The following is a 20,153-nucleotide window of genomic DNA, read 5'->3' as shown; positions in this document are numbered from 1 at the left end:
TACTTCATGCCTGAAGATACAACTATTTGTTTTTCAGTGGTGTTGACATCTGCCTGAGTTTTTAACAATACGGTTAGTTTTTAGACAGTCTGACGGTTGACAATATGAAACGGTTGGGTTTTCGGAGTGCGTTCCTGTCCACCGAGGAAAAAGTTGGAGCGAGAACCAAAACCCCGCAAACCACTGAACCCCAACTGTTTTATATTGTGTGTTGGCAGCTGGTATTTATTGTTTGTAATTTTGTATGTCATCATTTTTAAACTCAACTATCGTAAAATGTGTCTCTCTATTATTATCCTGATAACTCAATTTTAATTGTAGTTTTTCAAAATCTTCAGGAATTTTAGTTTTATAAATTCTATCAGCTTCTCGATAATCACTCTCCAGTTGAGTCTCATAATTTGCTCTTAAATCAATTTTTTCAAATTGAGGAATATTATTAATCTTTGGTAAATTATCCATTTGTGAAAATTTAATGTCTCCTAATTCCTCAATCTGTACGTTGTATGCAGGAGATAATGAATTATTATGAATTGTGAGATTAAATTTCCAAATTAGTCTCCAATGAATAATTGGAAAATGATTGACGTCAAAAATCCTAATTCCGTTTTCAATCGTTGATGGATTTTTGAAGCTATAACCATTATTTAATCTCATTCCAGATTTGTAAATTAAATCTACTTCAAGGTAAGGATTATTTGTATCTTGATTTTTCAGCTCTCCGATTAACCGAAGTTTGCTATCTATCTCTGCTTTAATTTTCCAATCTTTTATCAAATCAATTTTATATTTTTCTTTATCCTTATCAATCAGCGTTGCACAATTGCTACATAACCAAATTCCATTGTCTATATTTTTTCGTTGTTCAATTGTCAAAGTATCATCATATCTTGGGCCTCCTGGAGATGCAGCCGTAATATGTGCTGCAATCCCAATTGAAGTTGATTTATCTTTTTGCTCATGTGCTCCAATTGTTGGTTTTTTACAATTAGGATTTGAACATAAGTATCCTACTCTTTTTGCAAGAATATCAATTGTGCTTTTTGTAAAATCATCTCGACTCATTGTAGTTATATATTATTGTAGGGTGTCCTCAATACTTGCTGCCAACGGTAAATTATAAGTTACGTGGCGGATTGCGGGTGATTTCCTGTCCGCATACGGACAAGGAAAACATGCGGGAATCCGCCGCTGGCGTACCACTGAGGCCGCCATGGAATTTATAAAATGTTAACGCCTGGCTTTTATTTATTTTAATCATATACATATCCTTTATTTGTGTAAACAATTGAGAATCCATCTCTAGTGTCAGAAATATGAATGAAGTTATATTTATTATCCTCTACAAACTCATATTTCTTACCCTCAAGTAATAATATGAACTTATTATTTGTCAATCCTCTTTTAAATCTCACGTCTGTTGAAAAGCCCATTGATTCTTCTGTTCTCAACGTGTCTTGAAATATATTTTTTCTATTATGAATTAATGTAACTGGTTCGCCGTAAAAATATCCGTCAAATGCAATCTCAATTGAATCTCTCAATTCCTTTATCTCTTTAAGGTTGATAGAGATTCCTGAATTAATTGAATCAATTTTAATCCTAGTATTCTCCTTGTTTTCAATTTGATTAATCAACCTATTTATTTTATTTTCATATAAAGAGTCTTTATTTGCAAAAACAACATTGACATTTAAGGTCGAGTCACTAAAAACGACTTTGTCTGTTTGAGTAATTATCTCACAATCATTAGGATAAATAATTTGTAAAGTGTCAAATGAGATCCATTTAATTTCAATTGAGTCAAATAGAGGATAGGCTGAAAAAACTACAAATTCTTTACTATCATTTTTGGATGTTTTAGATACTAAATCAACAGAAACACCAATTGATAACATTGTTAAAGTATTTGCTCTATAATTATAAATCGAAGCTTGTCTTAAGCCTTCATAATCATAAACAGTTTCAACAATTTTTTTTTCGGGATCATCGAATAAATCAAATGTGTTTATAAAAATCACATAAGTTATTCCAAGCCCAAGAATCAAAATTGCAATAACAATAAGTCCATATTTTAGTAGTCTGCTCATTTTTTGTTTAGCTTGGCGTTAACGGTCACTTGTATGTGGTCGGGCGGGATTTCGAAGAGAAATCCTGTCAGACCCGCAGGAAAGTGAGCATGAGGTCTGACTTGTCAGACCGCTAAAACCCCCGCCTGCCATCTACAAATTGTTAACGCCTGGTTTTTTATTGTTCATCGTATGTTTGTTAACAATATAAAAGTATCATTTTCTGAGCGAAAGTTTTAAATAACCACTTCGCTTTTTTAATTTTTTTCTTAACCCCCAAAAATCAAAACTGCTTGCGGACTAGCAAGTAACCAACGGCGGTTTGCCCCGCCGAAACGTGAACTTGACCATTCCTGACTTATGCGCTGGCGGAAAACTTGCGAGTACAAAACTGTCCGCCAATTTAATTTTGTGTCCGGTAAAAAACGACCAAAAATTAAACTGTCAAATAACCACCGACTGTTCCTAAAAATGCGCTGGACAGTCAGGCTGCAAAACGGTTTTACAAATTGTCAAACTGCGAAAATTGGCAACAGCACCAAACTTTATTTTGCAAGTTTTGTGTCAGCAATTTTGGAGCGAGCCAAAAAACCAAAGAACGAACGATTCAGATAACCACCAATTTATTTTTTGCTAAACTTGGCGTTAACGGTCACTTGTAAGTTGTCGTTGCGGATTTCGAAGAGCGTTCCTGTCCGAAAGACACGGAACTGCGAAACGAGAATCCAGCGAACGACACACCACGAACCCCGCAATGCAATTTACAATTTGTTAGGCTTAGTAGCTTTATCATTAATCCAAGTTTTCATTTTATTGATTAGTTCTGCAATGGTCATTCTGTCAATATCTTTTTGTTTCAGTCCGTTTTGTTTCATCGCCTCAAAAAGGTCAGTAAGGAACACATTATAATCATCCCAAATCATTGAGCCACCTGGCATTTCGTCGTCGATAAGTTCACTAAACCAACTCCGGATTTCAAAAACCACTTCTTCGGGTTCTCCTTTATGGCATTTAACATCTGAGTTTGACAAATCAGATAGTGCTTTTTGATAAGAGTATTGTTCCGTTTCTAAAATGAGTGCTCTTTTTTGTCTATAAATTGGTTCTGGATGATACAATCTGCACCCCATGTCTAGCCCAATCTCAAAAGGCATATTTAGCCTGAAATATTCATCCTTTCCTTTGGATTTAATTCTTGATAAGTCATGTACACTATACTTAGATGAGTCAATTAGTTCTTTAATTTTCATTAGTCGTACTTCTCCAGAATCAAGTCTTTCGAGTGCAATTCGAGGATTAAAACCACAATACATTATAGTAAAAAGCAAGGGTTTCAATAGCGGCATAAAATCCTTGTCGAAAGGGCAGTTTACAAATATGTTTTTATTAAAATTTTCCATATTTATTTCTTCTTTTGCCACCTTTCAATAGAACCATCACGTTTGTGAATTACAACATCACTACCTTTTTCGCGAAATTTTTGGGCATCTTTTGTTGCCGCGTCTTTGCTTTTATGAACCTTTGAAGCCTTTTGACTTCCTTCTCTTTTAACAGCCCAACCATCGCCTCTTTTTGTTACATGATATCTTTTTGCCATTTCTATTTAATTATGTTTGCTGTCTTTTTGCTATTAAGCCTAACGATGTCTATATGTACTAGTACATATACACCGCTATTCGTTTTATTTTATCAATTTTAGTTTTCTGTTTATTACTGCTTTGCAAAATACAAAAAATAGTTTGTCTGATTATCATATATTGAAAAGTTTGCACAACTGTAAACCAAACACTGGTGCGTTTGAAGGTAGGCTGTGGGGTAAAGAAATAGCAAGGAGCGACTTGTCTGGCCGATCTGGCGGCGTTTCGGAGCGCCTGAGGATTTTGTCACCGGTTGTGGAGCAAATTCTGGAAAATCCGGGAGCTTCGCCACACAGAAAAACGCAAAAAAATATTTTCTTTTTGTTGAAACGTGCTGCAGACAAGGAAATTAATTTTCTTTTTTGTTGTTTTCTCCCTGCGAGAGCAAAAAATATTTTCCGGTTTCTTCTCCACACAGAAAACAACGTTCTGGAAAATTTTTTTCCTTCTCCACACAGAAAACAAGAAAAATAAAAACCGGAACCACTGTTTTCGGCAAAAAACAAGAATGCAAGAAAGAGGAATTCAATGTCGTTGTATTGAATATCGATAAGCTATGATTAAGTAGATGGGAGGGGTGTGTATTATGTTTCGAAATAAACCCGTGGAAAATCAAGGGCATGCTAACTGAAATTTTGTCTTCCTGTTTTTCATTATTCGGTGGTTGCGATTGTATCGGTTCTCAATTTGGTTAAAAAAGCCCCGTCAGCTTTGATCTTTTTCGAATCCTCTTTGGTATCAAGGCAAAAAAGGATCCGGGGTTTGGGGCAAGGCTCCGGCGACAGCAACGAGCAAATGGCGGTTTGAAAACCATCAAACCCGAAATTTGCTCAGGAGCTACCGGCAGAAAGATTCCGGAACAAGTCCGGAATGGCGCTCTCTTAGCTGTTGATTAATGAATATGCTTACGACTGGGGATATAAGAGGAAGTTGAATTCATTAAACGGTGCCAAGCCGAAACCGGGCTAGCCTACTTTTCAATCCGAATCCGGGCGTCAACAGCCAGAATCTGATCCCCGCGTCCCAATAGCGGATTAATATCCAGTTCCTTGATCTCAACGGCAAATCGCAGCATGCTCGACAGACGAACAATAATTTCGGCAAATCGCTGCTCGTTAATACCGTCTTGCCCGCGATAGCCTTTGATTAGCGGATACGATTTTAGACTTTGAATCATGGAGATCGCTTCTGAAAAGCCAAGAGGTGCCAGACCTGAAGTGACATCCTTAAGCAATTCAACCATAATTCCCCCCATTCCGCAAAGCACAACATGACCGAAGCGCTCTTCGTATTTAGCTCCAATAAACAATTCAGTACCAACCGCCATCTCAGCCACCAAAACTGCTTCGGTATTCGGAATATTCATCAATCGCTGGAATTCGTGTGCCATCATTTCTTCATCACGCACATTGAGCACAACGCCATCGACATCAGTTTTATGCAGCGGACCAATGACTTTCATTGCAACCGGCCAGCCCAATGATTTGGCGGCTTTCAATGCTTCCTTCTTTGCTGTGACAACAATTTCCTGTACCCGAGGAATGCCGGCGACGTCAAACAAACGATGAATAACTTTTGGAGGTTGATAACCGTCTTCGGCCTCATCAATAATTCGTCGAATTTCAGCAATGTCAATCCCATCCAAAAAAATATCATCCGTATGTGGCTTGGGTGTGCTGACCACTTTAGTCAATGCACTCCCCAGCAAAACTTCATCCGGGAAATTTACATTTCCTTTGTCGACAAAATAAGCCAGCTCTTCTTTTACATTGATAATGGACGGTAATATCGGAAAAATGGGCTTTTTGCAGGTGCGCATTTTTTGATTGAGCAACTCATAAACATCGCTAACCGGAAACAAACCGGGGCTTCCGTAAATCACAGCCATCCCATCCACCTCCTGAAAATCAATATCGCAAGCGTCAATAATAGTTCCAAGCTGTTCCGCATTGCCGGTAGCTAAAAAGTCGATGGGATTTTCAACCGACGAACCGGGAAAAAGCTTTTCCTTTAAAGCCTGCTTCTGCGGAGAATCCAGAATTTGCGGAATCTTTAATCCGCCGGCTTCCAGTGCATCGGTTAGCATAACAGCCGGGCCTCCGGCATGCGTAATGATCGCCATGCGTTTCCCTTTCATTTCTTTGCACATAAACACGCAACCAATGGTTGTCAGTTCTTCGCGGCCATAACAACGCACGATTCCGGCTTTACGAAAAAGTGCCTCCACCGCGGAATCAGAGCTAGCCATTGCCCCGGTGTGTGAAGAAGCAGCCCGGCTTCCGGCATCGCTGCTACCTGCTTTGATGGCCGCTATTTTACACCCCTTTCTGATCAACGATGAAGCATGCTTTAGTAATTTATCCGGGTTTTGGATTGTTTCGATATAGAGCAGCTTTACCCGCGTGCTGGTGGCCGGATCAAAAACCTCATCCATAAATTCGAGCACCTCTTCGACTCCAAGCTGTGCTGAATTACCGACCGAAAAAACACTGGCAAAATGAAGTCCTTTAGGAATGCCTGATTCCATAATAAAAACCGCTGTTGCTCCGGAGCTGGAGATAAAATCGCAGCCCATCTGATCGAGTGCGGGAACAGGAGTGGTGAACACACTGGCATGTGCCGGGGTAATAATCCCAATGCAGTTCGGCCCGATCAATGAAGCTTCGTACCGATTTACGATGTTGACGATTTTCTGTTCAAGCTTTCGACCATCTTCGCTTATTTCGCTAAATCCTGCTGAAATAATAATGATACCGCGAGTATTTTTATCTCTACATAACTGCAACACAACATCAGGACAAAGCGTGGCAGGAATCGCTAATACCGCAGTTTCGATCTGGGGTAGCTGTTCAACTCTAGGATAAGCTTTGATTCCCTGAACTTCCTCTGAGCCGGGATTTACGACATACAACTCACCTTGATAGTTATTGTCAATCAGGTTTTTGAGTAGTTTTCCTCCTGGCTTTCTGATATCGTTCGATGCACCAATTACAACGATACTTTTAGGGCAGATCAATTCTCGTGTCAACATAACAGTGGGCTATTTTTGATCTAATTTACGAATTAGCCGTTCAATTGAATCTGATATTACTCAGGAAGAGGGAGAATTTGAAAGAAAGCTATCCGGCAATGCACATGACCGAAAATGAACCCCCTTCTTCCTGCCTCACACTTCCATCTTTCTAATTTTTTAAATAGCTTTGGCTCGTATGGCAAATCTTTCAGAACAGCGAATTATGGTGCTTTGTGACTTTTCGGAGTCGATGAACAATGCCATCGTGCATGGTGTGCGGATTTCCGGTATATTTCAGAAAGAGCTGTGCCTGTTTCATCCGCTTCAGCAAAAAGGAAAGAGCGATAAATTAGCCGTTCAGAAAGCACTGGGAAAAATTATTCACAAGCTAAAAAACGATCTGCCCAATATCCCGATTTCCAGCCTCACGCTAAAAGGAGATCTCACTCAATGTATCGACCGGATTGCTAATAAGTACGATGGGATTATGTTGGTGCTCACGTCTGAAAAGGTAAAAAAGAAATTACCGGCCCTGCAAATCAGCCAAATTCCGTTCCTGTTTGTAAATAGCAGCGATGAGCATTCTTTAAACTACAAAAACCCAATATTGCCTGTTGATTTCCGAAAGGTCATGAAAGACACCTCATTGTGGGCCAGTTATTTTGGTCGCTTTAACCAGGCAAAAACAACTGTATTAGCTGCCACCGAAAAAAATAAAGACGATGCCAAAATGATCCGTAAGAATTTGAAGTTTATCGAGAAGCTTCTGATGAAATTCAAGCTCGATTTTCAAATACAGAAAACTCCAAAAGGTAGTTTTAAATTACCTTTTGAAGCACTGAATAAGTGTCATCAAACTCATTATGACTTACTTATTATTCCGTCCAGTAAAAACATTAGCTTAATCGACTTGGTTATTGGGCTTCCGGAAGCTAAAATCATCAAAAAAGCGCAACAGGTACCCGTGCTTTGCATCAACCCAAAACGCGACATGTACATTCTTTGTGATTGATTTAACACCATCTTATTACAATTCAAAATTTTATTATTCCTTTGTAAGCGAATATAAATTTCAACTTATCCGATCATGCGTGTTTGTTTATTAATTCTTCTCCTGCTCGCTGCAAATGGCGTTTTTGCTCAAAAATTTGAATATGATGTTACTTTTCACGGTCTTGGAGATAATCGTGAATTCCAAAGCCAGGTCGCTAATTCGCAAACGATCTTAGGAGAACGAACCAGTTTTGCCGTTGGAACAACGTTAGACGAAAACCACCAAATTCGGGTTGGACTGAGTCATTTATTTGAATTTGGAAGTAATATTGAAGAACAAAAGCCAATTTTAACGGCTTACTATCATTACGCCAATGATGAACAGAAAGAGTTTTACTTCGGATCGTTTCCGCGAATGGATTTGATTGATTTTCCGCTAGCGCTGATTACTGATACGCTTTTGTATTACCGCCCCAACATCCAGGGCTTTTACGGTCGGTACAATTGGGACTGGGGCCACCAGAATGGCTTTGTTGACTGGACAAGCAGACAAACAGATACCCGGCGGGAAACTTTTATGGCTGGTTTTTCAGGCGAAATAAGGCACGCTAATTTTTTCTTTCAAAATTACATTACGCTGTTTCATTTTGCAGGTACGGCTATTCATGGAGCTGAAAGCCGTGTGAGTGATGATTTGGGCATGATCTTTTTTGTTGGTTCTGATCTTGACCAGCTTCTTTCTTTGCAAAAATCGTACGTCAGAGCCGGAATTTTTAGTTCGAAATACCGGGAGCGAGGATTGACAGATGGCTATGTCGATTCCAATAGCTTTATGGCTCAACTGTACGGCGAAAGCAAGTATTTTGCACTTCGATCAACCTTAAATGTGGGCGATGGACACAACATTATGAATGGCGATCGCTTTTATGATGTCGACAGTTATTGGCGAACCGATGTAATCTGGAAATTCATCAACAGCAGATATGTTGAAGGTCGCTTTAACCTTTCCTTTCACCTAGTTGACGGAGGAACCTTGGATCAGTCGCAACAGCTGGCGATTATTTATAAGTTTGGCAATTAATCTGTATTGCCTGTGATTTCCATTTCATCCAGCAAATAACCGGCTCCGGCATATTTGTCGATAATGAGTAGCATGTAACGAACGTCGAGCATGATGTTGCGGCACTGGTCCGGATCGAACATGATGTCGCTCATGGTTCCTTCCCAGCAGCGGTCAAAGTTCAAACCAACCAGCTCCCCTTTTTCATTGATTGCCGGGCTTCCGGAATTTCCTCCGGTAGAATGAATTGAAGCAATATAAGCAACCGGCATTTCGCCATTTTCTGAAAAACCATCAAAATCTTTGCTGCTGTAAATTGCTTTTAATTTCTCCGGAATTTGATAGTCCGGATTATCAGTCGCTACCTTCTCCATAATTCCTGTTAAGGTTGTGTAATAATCGTATTCCACGCCATCGCGAGGTTCATAACCTTGTACTTTTCCATAGGCTATCCGCATTGTAAAATTAGCGTCGGGATACAATCGTTCATCTTTTTGCATAGCCAAAATACCCTGCATATATGTTTTCTGAACGTTTTCAATTTTTTCATTCACGCCCCGATAAACCAGTTCAATATTTCGCACGTAATGAAACCGTAATGAATGGTAAAGCTCAACTAAAGGGTCTTTTTGAAGTTTGTCAATCCACTTTTCATTAAAATTCAAACTGATTTCCTTCATTTTCTGCGGATCAGCCAAAACCGATTTATCGTATATTTTCCGAATAATTTTTTCATCATCGTATCGATCAAACATTTCCTTAAAGTCAGCCGCCAAGAAACTGGGATCCAGATCCTGACGCAACATTCGAAGAAGTTTAAGAAAAACCTCCTGATCCGTTTCTTTGTCGTAATTTCGGTAGAATTCATCAACTTTCGTAGCTATCGCTTGCCGATAAAGATCTCTTCTTGACTCTGACATGCGTTTCCATCCTCTGTCACTTTTAGGAAAATAGCTTGGAAGATCGAAAATGTCAATTCCTTTAAAAACAACTTCCTGATAATAATTATAAGCTCTGTCGAACGGCAGCAAATCCATATATAGTTTATCAAACTGAGGCAATACAGAACGATACTGTTCTTCCAATCGATTATTTTGTTGATACCAGGCTTCAAATTCTGCCTCAAATTCACGTTTTCTTTCAACCGCATTTAATCGGTTCAATCCTCTGATTTCGCCCTTCCATCGCTTCCAGGAATTACTCGATTTGGCAAATTTAGATGCATATTGAATTCTGGTTTTGGGATCAGCTTTCATATGTTTTGAAAAAATATTCAATCTGGCTGTACGGATTTTTATTCGATCAGGATTACTTTGATCAATCAGCATTTCAACCGCCTGGGAAGGTAAATATTCCTGGGTTGTTCCCGGATAGCCCATCAGCATCATAAAATCATTTGGTTTTACACCATCAAGGGAAATTGGTAACCACTTTCGGGGCTGGTACGGAACATTACTTTCTGAATATGCTGCCGGTTCATTATTCACATTGGCATACACCCGAAAGATTGCAAAATCAGCATTGTGTCGAGGCCACATCCAATTATCGGTATCGCCACCAAACTTCCCGATTGACTCGGGAGGTGCCGCCACCAAACGAACATCAGGAAATACTTTGTAGACATACAAAAAATATTGATTTCCAAAAAACAAGGGTTTAATCACTGCTTCGTATTTTCCGTCTTCGGACGCCTTTTTCTGAAGTCGTTTAATGTTTTCGTTCAGTTTCAGTTGAAGGTTGTCAGCTTGCAAACTATCACAATCGGCATACACCGAATCTGTTACATCTAACATTCGCTCCAAAAACCGGGCAGTCAACCCGGGGTTGGGCAATTCCTCCTCTTTTGACATCGCCCAAAACCCATCAGATAAGTAATTTTGTTCGACCGAACTATGCGACTGGATGGACGAGAAACCACAATGATGATTGGTAAGCAATAGTCCCTGATCGGAAATCATTGCACCTGTGCAACCTTTGCCAAATATGACGACGGCATCCTTTAAGCTATTTTGATTGATACTGTAAATGTCGTCTGCGGTCAGTTCAAAACCCATTTCCTGCATCTCATCAATGGTATACTTATCAAGCATGGTGGGAACCCACATCCCCTCTTTTCCAAATGCAGAAAGAGAACAACCAATTATAAGTAGTGCGAACAAAAAATTCTTCATTATTCTAAAACAAGCTTTATCAGTAACAAACAGGAAACGCCAGAAAATGGTTTGAGGTAGCGTACAAAATCAAAAAACAACAAGAAAATAAGACTTAATAGATTTCTTCAGTTTGGTGATAACCATCTGCAACAACTGTGGAAGAAATATTGTCTTTATTCACCAGAATTGGCTCAAGTAGATAAGCCGGAACAAGTCGCTTGCCGTTACTGACAGTCGTGTAGTCTTTTTCAATCGTCTTCTCTTTAGCCAACTTAACAGCTACTTCAGCCGCTTTCTTCGACATTTCGCCCAGGGGTTTATAGATAGTGGCTGTATGGTTTCCTTTGACAATTTCTCTGATTATCTCCAAATCGGCATCCTGGCTCACAATTTTAACTTTCCCCAATAATCCAGCTTCGTTTAGTGCCCGATGAACACCATACGCAATCTCATCTGAGCCAGCAATTATCACATCGATCGAACTATCGTTTTGAGCTAAAATTTCGTTGGTACAGCGATAACCTTCTTCGGGAGTCCAACTGGAAGTATATTCACTATAGACAATTTGAATATCTCCTGATTCAACCTTTTCCTGAAGCTCATTCATTTGTCCAATAAACAACATTAACGCGTTGTTGTCATTTTCGTTGCCAATAATTAAAGCATATTTACCAGTTGGAACAATTGAGGTCATGTACTCGGCTTGTAGCTCGCCCACCCGCACACTGTTTGTCGTGATGTAAAAATCCAGGTCGCAATTTCGAATTAACCGGTCGTAGGCAATTACCTTCACCTCTTCACGATGGGCAGCCTCAATAATTTCCGCGGCTTCATTTTGGTTAGAAGAAACAACAATCAAGACATCCACTCCCTGCTCAATCAGATCTTTTGCCTGTCTGTTTTGTTTCGCTTGATCATTGTTCGCGTTTCTAAAAATAACCTCGCCACCCAATTTTTCAATATTCTCTGTAATCAAAGATTTATCTCGCTCCCATCGTTCGTGCTCCAATGAGTGCATCAACAACCCCACTTTTACAGTTGACTTTTGACAACTTTGAAAAGCTACGAAAGCCAATAACAAACACGCTATAAATACATTACAATTCTTCATTTCTTAAGTCTCAAGTAAAGAGGGTGCAAAAATAGTTAATTCACATCAGTAAGCGAGCGTTTCAACTCTGCTTCATAACAGGATTAAACACAATAAATTAGAAGCGCTTTAAGAATTGATAAACCTTATGGACAGGAAGTCCCATGACATTGTAGAAAGAGCCTTCAATTTTTTGGATACCGACAAACCCAATCCACTCCTGAATACCATATCCGCCAGCTTTATCGTAGGGCTTAAATCGATCAACATAGTACTCTATTTCTTCTTCTGTCAAATCATCAAACCACACTTCTGTTACGGCATGAAACGAGTATTTTTTGCTAGCTGATTGAATACTCACGCCCGTAATCACCTGATGTTGTGAACCCGAAAGTTGCTTCAACAACGCTACTGCTTCTTTTTTATCTTTTGGCTTTCCAATTACTTCTTCATCTTTCCAAACAATCGTGTCCGCAGCTATTACCAGGCTATTTTCAGGCGATTCTTCACGTACCTTAGTCGCCTTTAAGTCAGCCAAATATTCTGGGATTGCCGTCATTCCAAATTCCGGCGGATAATATTCTTCAACATTTGAAACCTGCACCTTGAAATCCAATCCAAGCTCTTTTAGCAGATGCTGACGTCTGGGTGATTTTGACGCCAATATGAGTTGATATTTATTTAGATTATCTATTACCATTAAGTTGACCTCCAATAATATGAGTGATCGTTAATCCACGTATCCTGTGCTTTCATGACTTGCTCAATGACATCCCGGGCACAGCCTTCTCCCCCCTTCTTGTCCGAAATATAAGAAGAAATTTCCTTAATTTCATTGACAGCATCAATCGGGCAAACCGCTATTCCAACTGTTTTCATTACCTGATAATCCACGATATCGTCACCCACAAAAAGGATTTCATCATCCTGCACTCCCGTTTTCGACTTAAAATCCTCAAGACTTTTCATCTTATCACGCACGCCCATATAGATATATTCAACGCCCAATTTTTCGTAACGAAAGCGCACCCGCTCTAAGTTCCCACCGGTAATAATTCCCACTTTATATCCCATATTGAGGGCATTTCGCAAGGCATAGCCGTCTTTCACATTAGCCGTTCGAACCGGAACACCCTCTTCGTCGAGAGTCATTGTATCCGCAGATAAAACCCCATCAACATCAAAAACTAAGGCCTTTATATTTTTTAATCTTTCTTTGAAAAACGCCATCTTCTATTCTTATTTTTTTGAGTTATAAATACTTCTCGAAATAAAACTATATATTTTCCGAAGTTCCGGTTTATAGGACAACAATTCCAGATGCTTATCGATGATTGTTTCATCGTAGCGAACAGCCGGCCCTGTTTGTGCATCAATTGGTTTTAACGACATCACTTTCAGCGCTGTTTCCTGAATTAATGGTTTTAACAAACTAAAATCCAGTCCTTTTTCTCCAAGTAAACCATCGCCAATATGGTAGAAGTGGTTGACAAAGTTGCACGTAAAAACTGCCGCCAAATGCAATGATTCCCGTTCTTCAGAATTAACCAGCGATACATTCTGCGATAACCGATTGGCCAATTGTTTCAATTCCTGTAAGAATTCGACAGAACTTGCTTCCAGGCAAATTGGGATGTTTGAAAAATCGACCTCTCGCTGTTTGGAAAAAGTTTGCAGTGGATAAAATACACCGTGATTCTTGAAATAGCCGGCAAGTATTTCCATAGGCACACTTCCCGCCGTATGGACAACTCGTGAGCGTTTATCAATTTGCTTTAAAACCCGTTCAAGCACATCATCTTTTACCGACACAATAACTAAATCAGCTTGTTTCAATTTCTTTAAGTCAATAGTATAAGGACAGCCTAGCTGATCAGCCAATGCTTTAGCCGAAGTTTCAGTTCTGCTGCATACCTGAACTATTTCAATTCCATTTTCCGTTAAAGATTTACCCAGTTGTGTCGCCAAATTTCCAGCTCCCACCAATGTTACAGTCTTTATCATTTTTGAGGATTTTTGCTGTTTCAAAATAACTAAAAACAAAACAATTTCCCGGTTTTATGTCCACCTATTTTTTTCAAACCACAAATCCAATCTGGCGTATTAAATAGTTTTTCCATTCAAAATAGCTGTAATTGTTACCGATCTACTATTTTTAAACTCAAATGAGTTCAAATGAAACGAGCATTTTAAAGTTCTTGCATCAAGGAGGATGATTATAAGCGAGTTCCAGATGATGCATTTAAAACCAGCAATTATAATCAGATGAAACGAGCATGTAAAAATATTCACACACAGAAGCATGATTATTTAAAGCGAGTTCCATGTGTTGCAAAAAATAAACAATTATAAACACATGAAAAACATTTGCTTTTTTAACTCCACTTTATTCTGGGGCGGTGGCGAAAAATCGCATCTGGAATACGCTATAAATTTTCAGCGACATAATTACCAGGTGTGTATTGTTGCTTCTTCCGATTCGGTATTGGAGTCAAAAGCAAGAGAATCCGGAATTCGGGTTTACACCTACAAAATTTCGAATCTATCATTTTTAAATCCATTCAAAATAAATGCATTAGCAAAATTCTTCCAATCAAAGAACATTGACACCCTGTTTTTAAATTCTTCTCCCGATTTGAAATTTGGCGGACTCGCTGCCCAAAAAGCGGGTGTGAAGAATATTGTTTACATGCGAGGATTGGCTGTTCCGGTAAAAAGCAATACATTAAATCGTTATCTGTTAACAAAAGTCATCACGCATCCTGTGCCCAACTCGCTTGATACCCGAAAAGCCTTCCTTACCCATTTGAAACCCCATTTAGACGAATCGAATGTACCGGTTATTTACCGCGGAATTAATTTTGAAGAATGGGATTCACGTCCGGTGAGTGCTCCTGATTTTAGCGCAAACGACAAAATTATTCTAGGAAATGTTGGACGGCTGGTAGAACAGAAAGGACAAAAGCATTTGGTTGAGCTTGCAAATATTCTACGAGAAAGAAAACTCAATTTCAAACTCTATATTGTTGGTAGCGGCCCGCTGGAAAACAACTTACAAAAGCTAATTCAGAAAAATAAGCTGGAAAATCTGGTAGAGCTGGCAGGATTTCAATCGGATGTAAAAAGCTTTTTAAACAGCATTGACCTGTTTGTTTTTCCATCGCTTTGGGAAGGTTTTGGGAACGCTATGGTGGAGGCCATGGCAGAGAAAAAAGTACCTGTTGCTTTTAAGCTAACCAGCAATCCGGAAATTATTGAAAATGGGGAAAACGGCTTCTTAATTGATTATGCAGATATGAATGCATTTGCTGATAAAGTTGAATTTCTGGCAACCCATCCGGAAAAACGAAAAGAAATGGGTGAAAAAGCCAGAGAATCAGTCATTCAAAAATTCTCCTTCGAAAAAATCATGGCTGAATGGGAGAAACTATTGGGTTAACTTTTCAGAACTTCTATCCATCCAGGGGAATAGGAAAAAGCAATAAAAGAATATAAAGAAATTGGAGCCAACATGGGTTTCAAAGTTTGAATCGCCAAAGTTTGCAATAAACATGCTAATCAGAAAAAGCAGGAATATCGGACTCCGATATGCTTTTGACTTCACAACCGGGTAAACGATAAAAAAGGCAATCAATAGTAAACCTATAAGGCCGAACTTCACCATGTAATTGAGATACTGGTTATGTGCATTTCCGTAGCGAGCCGGATCCATTTTAGACTGATTCTTTTCGTAGGCCTCGGCATAAGCTTTTTTCCAGTTTCCGGTTCCCACTCCTAACCAAAAATGATCTTTAATAATTGTTATTGCAGCACGAGTATATTCAATACGTTGTGCCAACGAATGTTGGTTTGCAGCCCTTGTTTTCAGGTAGGTATCAATCTCCCAAATACTCATGTATATTCGGGGATAAAGAGATATTCCTTTATCTGCAAAAATATAATTACTTATGCCATGCTCTATGTTTTTTATATCCTGATCAGATAGTTTTCGGACTCCTTCTGCATCTTTACGCAGTCCTTTCGAAGTCAGGTATCTGATCAGTGTTTGACTAACCGGATAACCCGTTTCATCAACTTCATTATACTTAATATCAGCTCGCCTATTCCATTCTAATTCCAACTCCTTTTCACAAACAAAAAGCCAGACGTAATGTCCGTTTTCCAGCAATTTATTATCCAAATTATGGTTGTATTTATTACCCAAATGAGTTGTTTCTGCTAATTCTTCAGTTGTAACTTTTTCAACTGTGTAAAACCGTTTTACGGCGTAAGCTAAATAGAGCGACGGAGCTAAAACCAAAACAAGCAAAAGGCCTAAAATAATTCGTTTGAGTATTGGCTTTTTTATGCGAGAAGACAGGATAAGCAAACAAAAAAACGCAGTCCCAATGAAAGTTAGCACTCCAGTGAGCGACTGATGCCAAATCAGGAAAACAACCAGAAAAATTGCCCCGGCAACCGATATTAATTTGAGGGATTTCTTTTGCTGATAAAAGTCGGTTAACAGAAAATAGCCAATCAGAATTAGTGATAAAACCAGTTGAAAGCTAAACCGGATGTGATGTATAAATCCATACTTCTGCGCTTCTAGTAGTGAGTTTTCATCTTGTAAATAAAAATAGACAAAGGTGATTAATGCTGAGCTAAAAACGGCGACAACAAAAACATACAAAACATTTCGCTGTAACTTTGCTGAAATAGATGGCGCAAAAATAAAAGCTAAAGGAATCAGCAAATACGATAGATTCTTCTTTAAATCATAAATGGCCCAATGCCAGTCGTTAGTAAAAACTAACCAAAGCACATAAACCAAAAAAACTGCCACCGGAAAAAGTAACAGTTGATGATTTCGGAAGCGAGCTTTAATCTTGCTTTTCTTTAATTGAAACAAGGATGCCAAAAATAATAACCCGATCGACGTCGATATTAATCCTTCAGAAAAAGGCAATGCAACGGCAAAAATTAACATTGCCACATAAAAAAAGTCGATCCGATTTAGCTTGGTCATCCTTTACCTTTAATAGTTTAAAACGCTTGCGAAAATAATATAGTATACCCAATTTAAACTATTCCTTGACCACTAAAATAAAACAAGTAGAGTTACTTCATATTATCTGGCCTTCGAGTGTTCCGTTCTTCCTGACGTTCTTTTTTATTATTCCCTGAAAAAAGGTTGAAAATCCAACTTTTTTCAATGGTCTCAGCAGCATCAACAATATTATCAACGCTCTTTCCAACTTTATAAATCGTCGTGTCGACATTATCCGCCATGGTGGAATCATAAACCAACCGATTTACAAGTCCGTTTCCATTATTCATCGATTTTGAAAAAATCAATAGCTCGTTTGCAATCGTATCAGTGCGAGACATGATATTTCCAAATTGATCCATTGCTGTATGAAACTCGTGAGTGATTGTGGTGTCGTTCACCAGTTTTCCCAAATCGCCTTCGCCTCGGTTTATCTTACGAGTAATACCATCAATACTCTGTGAAACTGAAATCATTTCATCACCAAACTGACTGAGCTTTGTCGTAATTTCGTCATCATTCAGCAACTTAGCGATATCGCCGTCTCCGTTATTCAATTTATTAGTCATCTCAACCAGATTTTTCGTAATTATTTGCCCATCGTCAATAACTACTTTGGCTTCTTTAAGAATCTCTTCAATATCCAGCGAGTTTGTCGATTCTAATTCATCATCATCGGAGATACTTCCAGCATTGGCTGACCCGGGATGAATCTTAACAATTTTGCTACCCATTAGCCCATCACTCCCAATTTCAACTTTCGAATCCTTTCGTATAAACTCTCTTACTTTATCATTAATTGACATTTTAACAAGAATCGTAGAATCTGAAACAATATCTATTTTCGACACCGTACCGACATTGATTCCTGAGTATCGAACATTATTGCCTTGAACGAGACCTTTTACATCTTTGAAATAGCTATTTACTGTAAAGGTTGACGAAAACAAATCCTGTTTACTACCTAAATAGTAAATACCAACTATGAATATAAATAAACCGAGTGTTACAAATATACCAAGCTTCAACGGCTGGTTCTTATTTTTCTTCATCTCATTATAATTTTAAATTTTCATAAGAGTTCCTCTCATTCTATCGATTGTATTAAAGTCTTTCAATAGAATTCGCAAGCTCATTTCGAACGAACTCAATTACCATGATTCTCCCGTGTCTCAAAACTTTTACAAGCTCATTTCACAACTTCACTTTTAAGTGAAATAGGAGCTAACTTTCTTATCATCACTCTCACTTAGCTCTGTAAAAGTCCCTTCAACATAAAACTTCCCGCCCATCATCAACTTCAATTTTTCAGAAGAAGTAATGCGTGCGCACTTGATATCGTGGGTGATTATAATTGACGACGTATTGTATTTTTCCTGAACACGAAGAATAAGCTCACTAATCTCTCCTGAGGTAACCGGATCTAAACCAGTGGTTGGTTCGTCATACAGAATTATTTCAGGCTTCAGAATAAGCGTTCTGGCTAAACCAATCCGCTTTTTCATACCTCCGGACAACTCAGCAGGCATTTTATTAATCGCATCCTTCAAGCCAACACTTTCCAGTGCTTCTTCTACCATTTCTGCAACTTCCTTCTTGTTTTTTGACTCCTGGGTTCGTCGAATAGGGAACTCAAGATTTTCCTTAACCGTCATTGAATCATAAAGCGCTCCACCCTGAAAAAGGTAACCAACCTTCTTTCTCATTTCGTCAAGTTCTTCATCTTCCACACCCAGAATATCTTTTCCCAAAACACAAATTTCACCCGAATCGGCCTCTATCAGCCTAACAATACATTTTGCCAAAACAGACTTACCAGTACCCGATTCACCCAAAATAGCAATATTTTTACCCCTTGGTAAAACCATACTAACATCTTTCAACACATCTTTCTCTCCAAATCCCTTTTTAAGATTCTTTATTTCGATAACGTTTTCCATCCTATTTTTTTAAAAGCCGTAAATAATATCCGATACCTGCACAGCAATTAAATCAATAATAAATATTACCAACGAAGCTGTTACAACGGCTGAATTTGCTGAAATCCCTACTGACTCCGTTCCTTTATCGGTATGATACCCTTTATATGCACCAATCAGTCCAATAAAAAACCCGAAAAACACAGATTTGACCGTTGCAGGAACAACGTCTGAAAAGCTAAGTGAATTAAATGCTTGAGATATAAATAGTCGAACTGACATACTTTCATGCATATTAACTGCTACAAAAGAACCTAAAAGCCCGACAGCATCAGCGAAAAAAACGAGTATGGGAACCAATAAAGTAGTTGCCAACACACGGGAGGCAACTACGAAATTTAACGGTTTAGTGCCGGATACCTCCATGGCATCCAACTGCTCTGTTACTTTCATTGCACCCAGTTCCGCACCAATTCCCGAACTTATCTTTCCGGCACAAAGAAGTGCAGTAATGACTGGCCCAATTTCTCGGATGATTGAGACAGCAATCATCCCGGGCAGCAAAGACTGTGCGCCAAAATCAACCAAAACCGGACGCGATTGCAGGCTCAAAACCAGTCCCATAATAAAACCAGTAATTGCAATTAACGGCAAAGTCTTGTTTCCAATCTGATAGCCTTGTTTGATTAACTCTTTGTGCTCAAATGGGCCACTAAACAGTTGCCTGACGACATTTACTGTAAACAATAAAATATCTCCCACCTCAATGAAAAATGTATTCAACGAGCTAGTTATTTTACTTAGCATCATATTATAGTGCAGTTATGACTTTCCTCTTCAATTGCAATAACTATACTCTACACAATACTTTTGACTAATTACAAAGTAAGCATTCGAAAAGCAAGAGCCTAATTCGCTCATAATCTGAACATTTGACACAAATAAGAATATTACTGGAATATGAATATGATGTTAAATAATAATGAGATGAGAGCAACTTCTGTAGATAAATGCAAACAGATATAGAAAAAAAGTCTACACCTTAAGCCTGTAACTTTGTAGAAAAAAGGTAAGATGAGAACAGGTTTGATGATATGTATAGCAACAAAAAGCCCGTTGCTCTGGAGAACAACGGGCTGGTAAAGAATGGCGACGACCTACTCTCCCACATTTCTGCAGTACCATCGGCG

At 38.8% G+C, this 20,153-nt stretch carries 18 protein-coding genes; 4 read left to right on the top strand and 14 right to left on the bottom strand.

Annotation, left to right across the window (positions count from 1 at the left end; translation table 11 throughout):
* Positions 1 to 225: 225 nt before the first annotated feature.
* From ACTB00_RS18440 to ACTB00_RS18425, 4 genes are all read right to left on the bottom strand, one after another.
* A complete protein-coding gene (locus tag ACTB00_RS18440; RefSeq protein ID WP_463301384.1) occupies positions 226 to 1,065 on the bottom strand; it encodes a hypothetical protein in 840 nt (279 codons plus the stop codon).
* A 188-nt stretch (positions 1,066 to 1,253) separates the two neighbouring features.
* Positions 1,254 to 2,090, bottom strand: a complete 837-nt coding sequence (locus ACTB00_RS18435) for a hypothetical protein (protein WP_463301383.1) — start codon at positions 2,088 to 2,090, stop codon at positions 1,254 to 1,256.
* Between the two features lie 740 nt (positions 2,091 to 2,830).
* Positions 2,831 to 3,490, bottom strand: coding sequence for a hypothetical protein (locus tag ACTB00_RS18430; RefSeq protein ID WP_463301382.1), 660 nt, complete (start codon positions 3,488 to 3,490; stop codon positions 2,831 to 2,833).
* Positions 3,472 to 3,666, bottom strand: coding sequence for a DUF2188 domain-containing protein (locus ACTB00_RS18425; RefSeq protein ID WP_463301381.1), 195 nt, complete (start codon positions 3,664 to 3,666; stop codon positions 3,472 to 3,474). The genes ACTB00_RS18430 and ACTB00_RS18425 overlap by 19 nt, the downstream gene beginning before the upstream one ends.
* A 121-nt stretch (positions 3,667 to 3,787) precedes the next feature.
* Between ACTB00_RS18425 and ACTB00_RS18420 the strand changes: the two genes are divergently transcribed.
* A complete protein-coding gene (locus tag ACTB00_RS18420; protein WP_463301380.1) occupies positions 3,788 to 4,180 on the top strand; it encodes a hypothetical protein in 393 nt (130 codons plus the stop codon).
* 496 nt (positions 4,181 to 4,676) lie between these two features.
* On the opposite strand, the gene ACTB00_RS18415 is transcribed toward ACTB00_RS18420, so the two are convergent.
* Positions 4,677 to 6,737 (bottom strand): acetate--CoA ligase family protein, encoded by a 2,061-nt coding sequence (locus ACTB00_RS18415; protein ID WP_463301379.1) that lies wholly within the window; start codon positions 6,735 to 6,737, stop codon positions 4,677 to 4,679.
* Between the two features lie 178 nt (positions 6,738 to 6,915).
* On the opposite strand from ACTB00_RS18415, the gene ACTB00_RS18410 reads away from it, so the two are divergent.
* Positions 6,916 to 7,731 (top strand): hypothetical protein, encoded by an 816-nt coding sequence (locus tag ACTB00_RS18410; RefSeq protein WP_463301378.1) that lies wholly within the window; start codon positions 6,916 to 6,918, stop codon positions 7,729 to 7,731.
* A gap of 75 nt (positions 7,732 to 7,806) precedes the next feature.
* Positions 7,807 to 8,793: a hypothetical protein gene (locus ACTB00_RS18405; protein WP_463301377.1), complete on the top strand. Its 987-nt coding sequence runs from the start codon at positions 7,807 to 7,809 to the stop codon at positions 8,791 to 8,793.
* Here the strand turns inward: ACTB00_RS18405 and ACTB00_RS18400 are convergent.
* From ACTB00_RS18400 to ACTB00_RS18380, 5 genes are all read right to left on the bottom strand, one after another.
* Positions 8,790 to 10,943: a S46 family peptidase gene (locus tag ACTB00_RS18400; RefSeq protein WP_463301376.1), complete on the bottom strand. Its 2,154-nt coding sequence runs from the start codon at positions 10,941 to 10,943 to the stop codon at positions 8,790 to 8,792. The genes ACTB00_RS18405 and ACTB00_RS18400 overlap by 4 nt on opposite strands.
* Before the next feature lie 94 nt (positions 10,944 to 11,037).
* Complete coding sequence (locus ACTB00_RS18395; protein ID WP_463301375.1) at positions 11,038 to 12,036, bottom strand: substrate-binding domain-containing protein; 999 nt, start codon at positions 12,034 to 12,036, stop codon at positions 11,038 to 11,040.
* 97 nt (positions 12,037 to 12,133) lie between these two features.
* Positions 12,134 to 12,715 carry a Maf family nucleotide pyrophosphatase gene (locus tag ACTB00_RS18390; RefSeq protein ID WP_463301374.1) on the bottom strand — a complete coding sequence of 194 codons (582 nt, stop codon included), beginning with the start codon at positions 12,713 to 12,715 and terminating at the stop codon, positions 12,134 to 12,136.
* Positions 12,715 to 13,245 carry a KdsC family phosphatase gene (locus ACTB00_RS18385; protein WP_463301373.1) on the bottom strand — a complete coding sequence of 177 codons (531 nt, stop codon included), beginning with the start codon at positions 13,243 to 13,245 and terminating at the stop codon, positions 12,715 to 12,717. The genes ACTB00_RS18390 and ACTB00_RS18385 overlap by 1 nt, the downstream gene beginning before the upstream one ends.
* 9 nt (positions 13,246 to 13,254) lie before the next feature.
* On the bottom strand, positions 13,255 to 14,019 hold the full coding sequence (locus tag ACTB00_RS18380; RefSeq protein WP_463301372.1) for a Rossmann-like and DUF2520 domain-containing protein: 765 nt from the start codon (positions 14,017 to 14,019) through the stop codon (positions 13,255 to 13,257).
* A gap of 352 nt (positions 14,020 to 14,371) precedes the next feature.
* Between ACTB00_RS18380 and ACTB00_RS18375 the strand changes: the two genes are divergently transcribed.
* The gene (locus ACTB00_RS18375; protein ID WP_463301371.1) at positions 14,372 to 15,454 is read left to right on the top strand and encodes a glycosyltransferase; all 1,083 of its coding nucleotides are present in this window, start codon (positions 14,372 to 14,374) and stop codon (positions 15,452 to 15,454) included.
* Here ACTB00_RS18375 and ACTB00_RS18370 read toward each other — a convergent pair.
* The 4 genes from ACTB00_RS18370 to ACTB00_RS18355 all read right to left on the bottom strand — a co-directional run bounded on the left by ACTB00_RS18370 (position 15,443) and on the right by ACTB00_RS18355 (position 19,746).
* Positions 15,443 to 17,023 carry an O-antigen ligase family protein gene (locus tag ACTB00_RS18370; RefSeq protein WP_463301370.1) on the bottom strand — a complete coding sequence of 527 codons (1,581 nt, stop codon included), beginning with the start codon at positions 17,021 to 17,023 and terminating at the stop codon, positions 15,443 to 15,445. The two genes, ACTB00_RS18375 and ACTB00_RS18370, sit on opposite strands and share 12 nt — an antisense overlap.
* Positions 17,024 to 17,115: 92 nt before the next feature.
* Complete coding sequence (locus ACTB00_RS18365) at positions 17,116 to 18,096, bottom strand: MlaD family protein (RefSeq protein ID WP_463301369.1); 981 nt, start codon at positions 18,094 to 18,096, stop codon at positions 17,116 to 17,118.
* Positions 18,097 to 18,252: 156 nt separating this feature from the next.
* Entirely contained in the window at positions 18,253 to 18,984 is a 732-nt protein-coding gene (locus ACTB00_RS18360; RefSeq protein WP_463301368.1) for an ABC transporter ATP-binding protein, read from the bottom strand.
* Between the two features lie 9 nt (positions 18,985 to 18,993).
* Entirely contained in the window at positions 18,994 to 19,746 is a 753-nt protein-coding gene (locus ACTB00_RS18355) for an MlaE family ABC transporter permease (RefSeq protein ID WP_463301367.1), read from the bottom strand.
* Between the last annotated feature and the right edge of the window lie 407 nt (positions 19,747 to 20,153).

The sequence above is a fragment of the Sunxiuqinia sp. genome, assembly GCF_055140945.1.
This window is presented reverse-complemented; position numbering and strand designations above follow the sequence as displayed.

Coding starts and splice junctions, on each gene's coding strand:
- ACTB00_RS18425 (WP_463301381.1), bottom strand. CDS start 3,666: ATGGCAAAAAGATATCATGTAACAAAAAGAGGCGATGGTTGGGCTGTT.
- ACTB00_RS18415 (WP_463301379.1), bottom strand. CDS start 6,737: ATGTTGACACGAGAATTGATCTGCCCTAAAAGTATCGTTGTAATTGGT.
- ACTB00_RS18375 (WP_463301371.1), top strand. CDS start 14,372: ATGAAAAACATTTGCTTTTTTAACTCCACTTTATTCTGGGGCGGTGGC.
- ACTB00_RS18385 (WP_463301373.1), bottom strand. CDS start 13,245: ATGGCGTTTTTCAAAGAAAGATTAAAAAATATAAAGGCCTTAGTTTTT.
- ACTB00_RS18405 (WP_463301377.1), top strand. CDS start 7,807: ATGCGTGTTTGTTTATTAATTCTTCTCCTGCTCGCTGCAAATGGCGTT.
- ACTB00_RS18360 (WP_463301368.1), bottom strand. CDS start 18,984: ATGGAAAACGTTATCGAAATAAAGAATCTTAAAAAGGGATTTGGAGAG.
- ACTB00_RS18370 (WP_463301370.1), bottom strand. CDS start 17,023: ATGACCAAGCTAAATCGGATCGACTTTTTTTATGTGGCAATGTTAATT.
- ACTB00_RS18380 (WP_463301372.1), bottom strand. CDS start 14,019: ATGATAAAGACTGTAACATTGGTGGGAGCTGGAAATTTGGCGACACAA.
- ACTB00_RS18410 (WP_463301378.1), top strand. CDS start 6,916: ATGGCAAATCTTTCAGAACAGCGAATTATGGTGCTTTGTGACTTTTCG.
- ACTB00_RS18365 (WP_463301369.1), bottom strand. CDS start 18,096: ATGAAGAAAAATAAGAACCAGCCGTTGAAGCTTGGTATATTTGTAACA.
- ACTB00_RS18390 (WP_463301374.1), bottom strand. CDS start 12,715: ATGGTAATAGATAATCTAAATAAATATCAACTCATATTGGCGTCAAAA.
- ACTB00_RS18400 (WP_463301376.1), bottom strand. CDS start 10,943: ATGAAGAATTTTTTGTTCGCACTACTTATAATTGGTTGTTCTCTTTCT.
- ACTB00_RS18435 (WP_463301383.1), bottom strand. CDS start 2,090: ATGAGCAGACTACTAAAATATGGACTTATTGTTATTGCAATTTTGATT.
- ACTB00_RS18440 (WP_463301384.1), bottom strand. CDS start 1,065: ATGAGTCGAGATGATTTTACAAAAAGCACAATTGATATTCTTGCAAAA.
- ACTB00_RS18395 (WP_463301375.1), bottom strand. CDS start 12,036: ATGAAGAATTGTAATGTATTTATAGCGTGTTTGTTATTGGCTTTCGTA.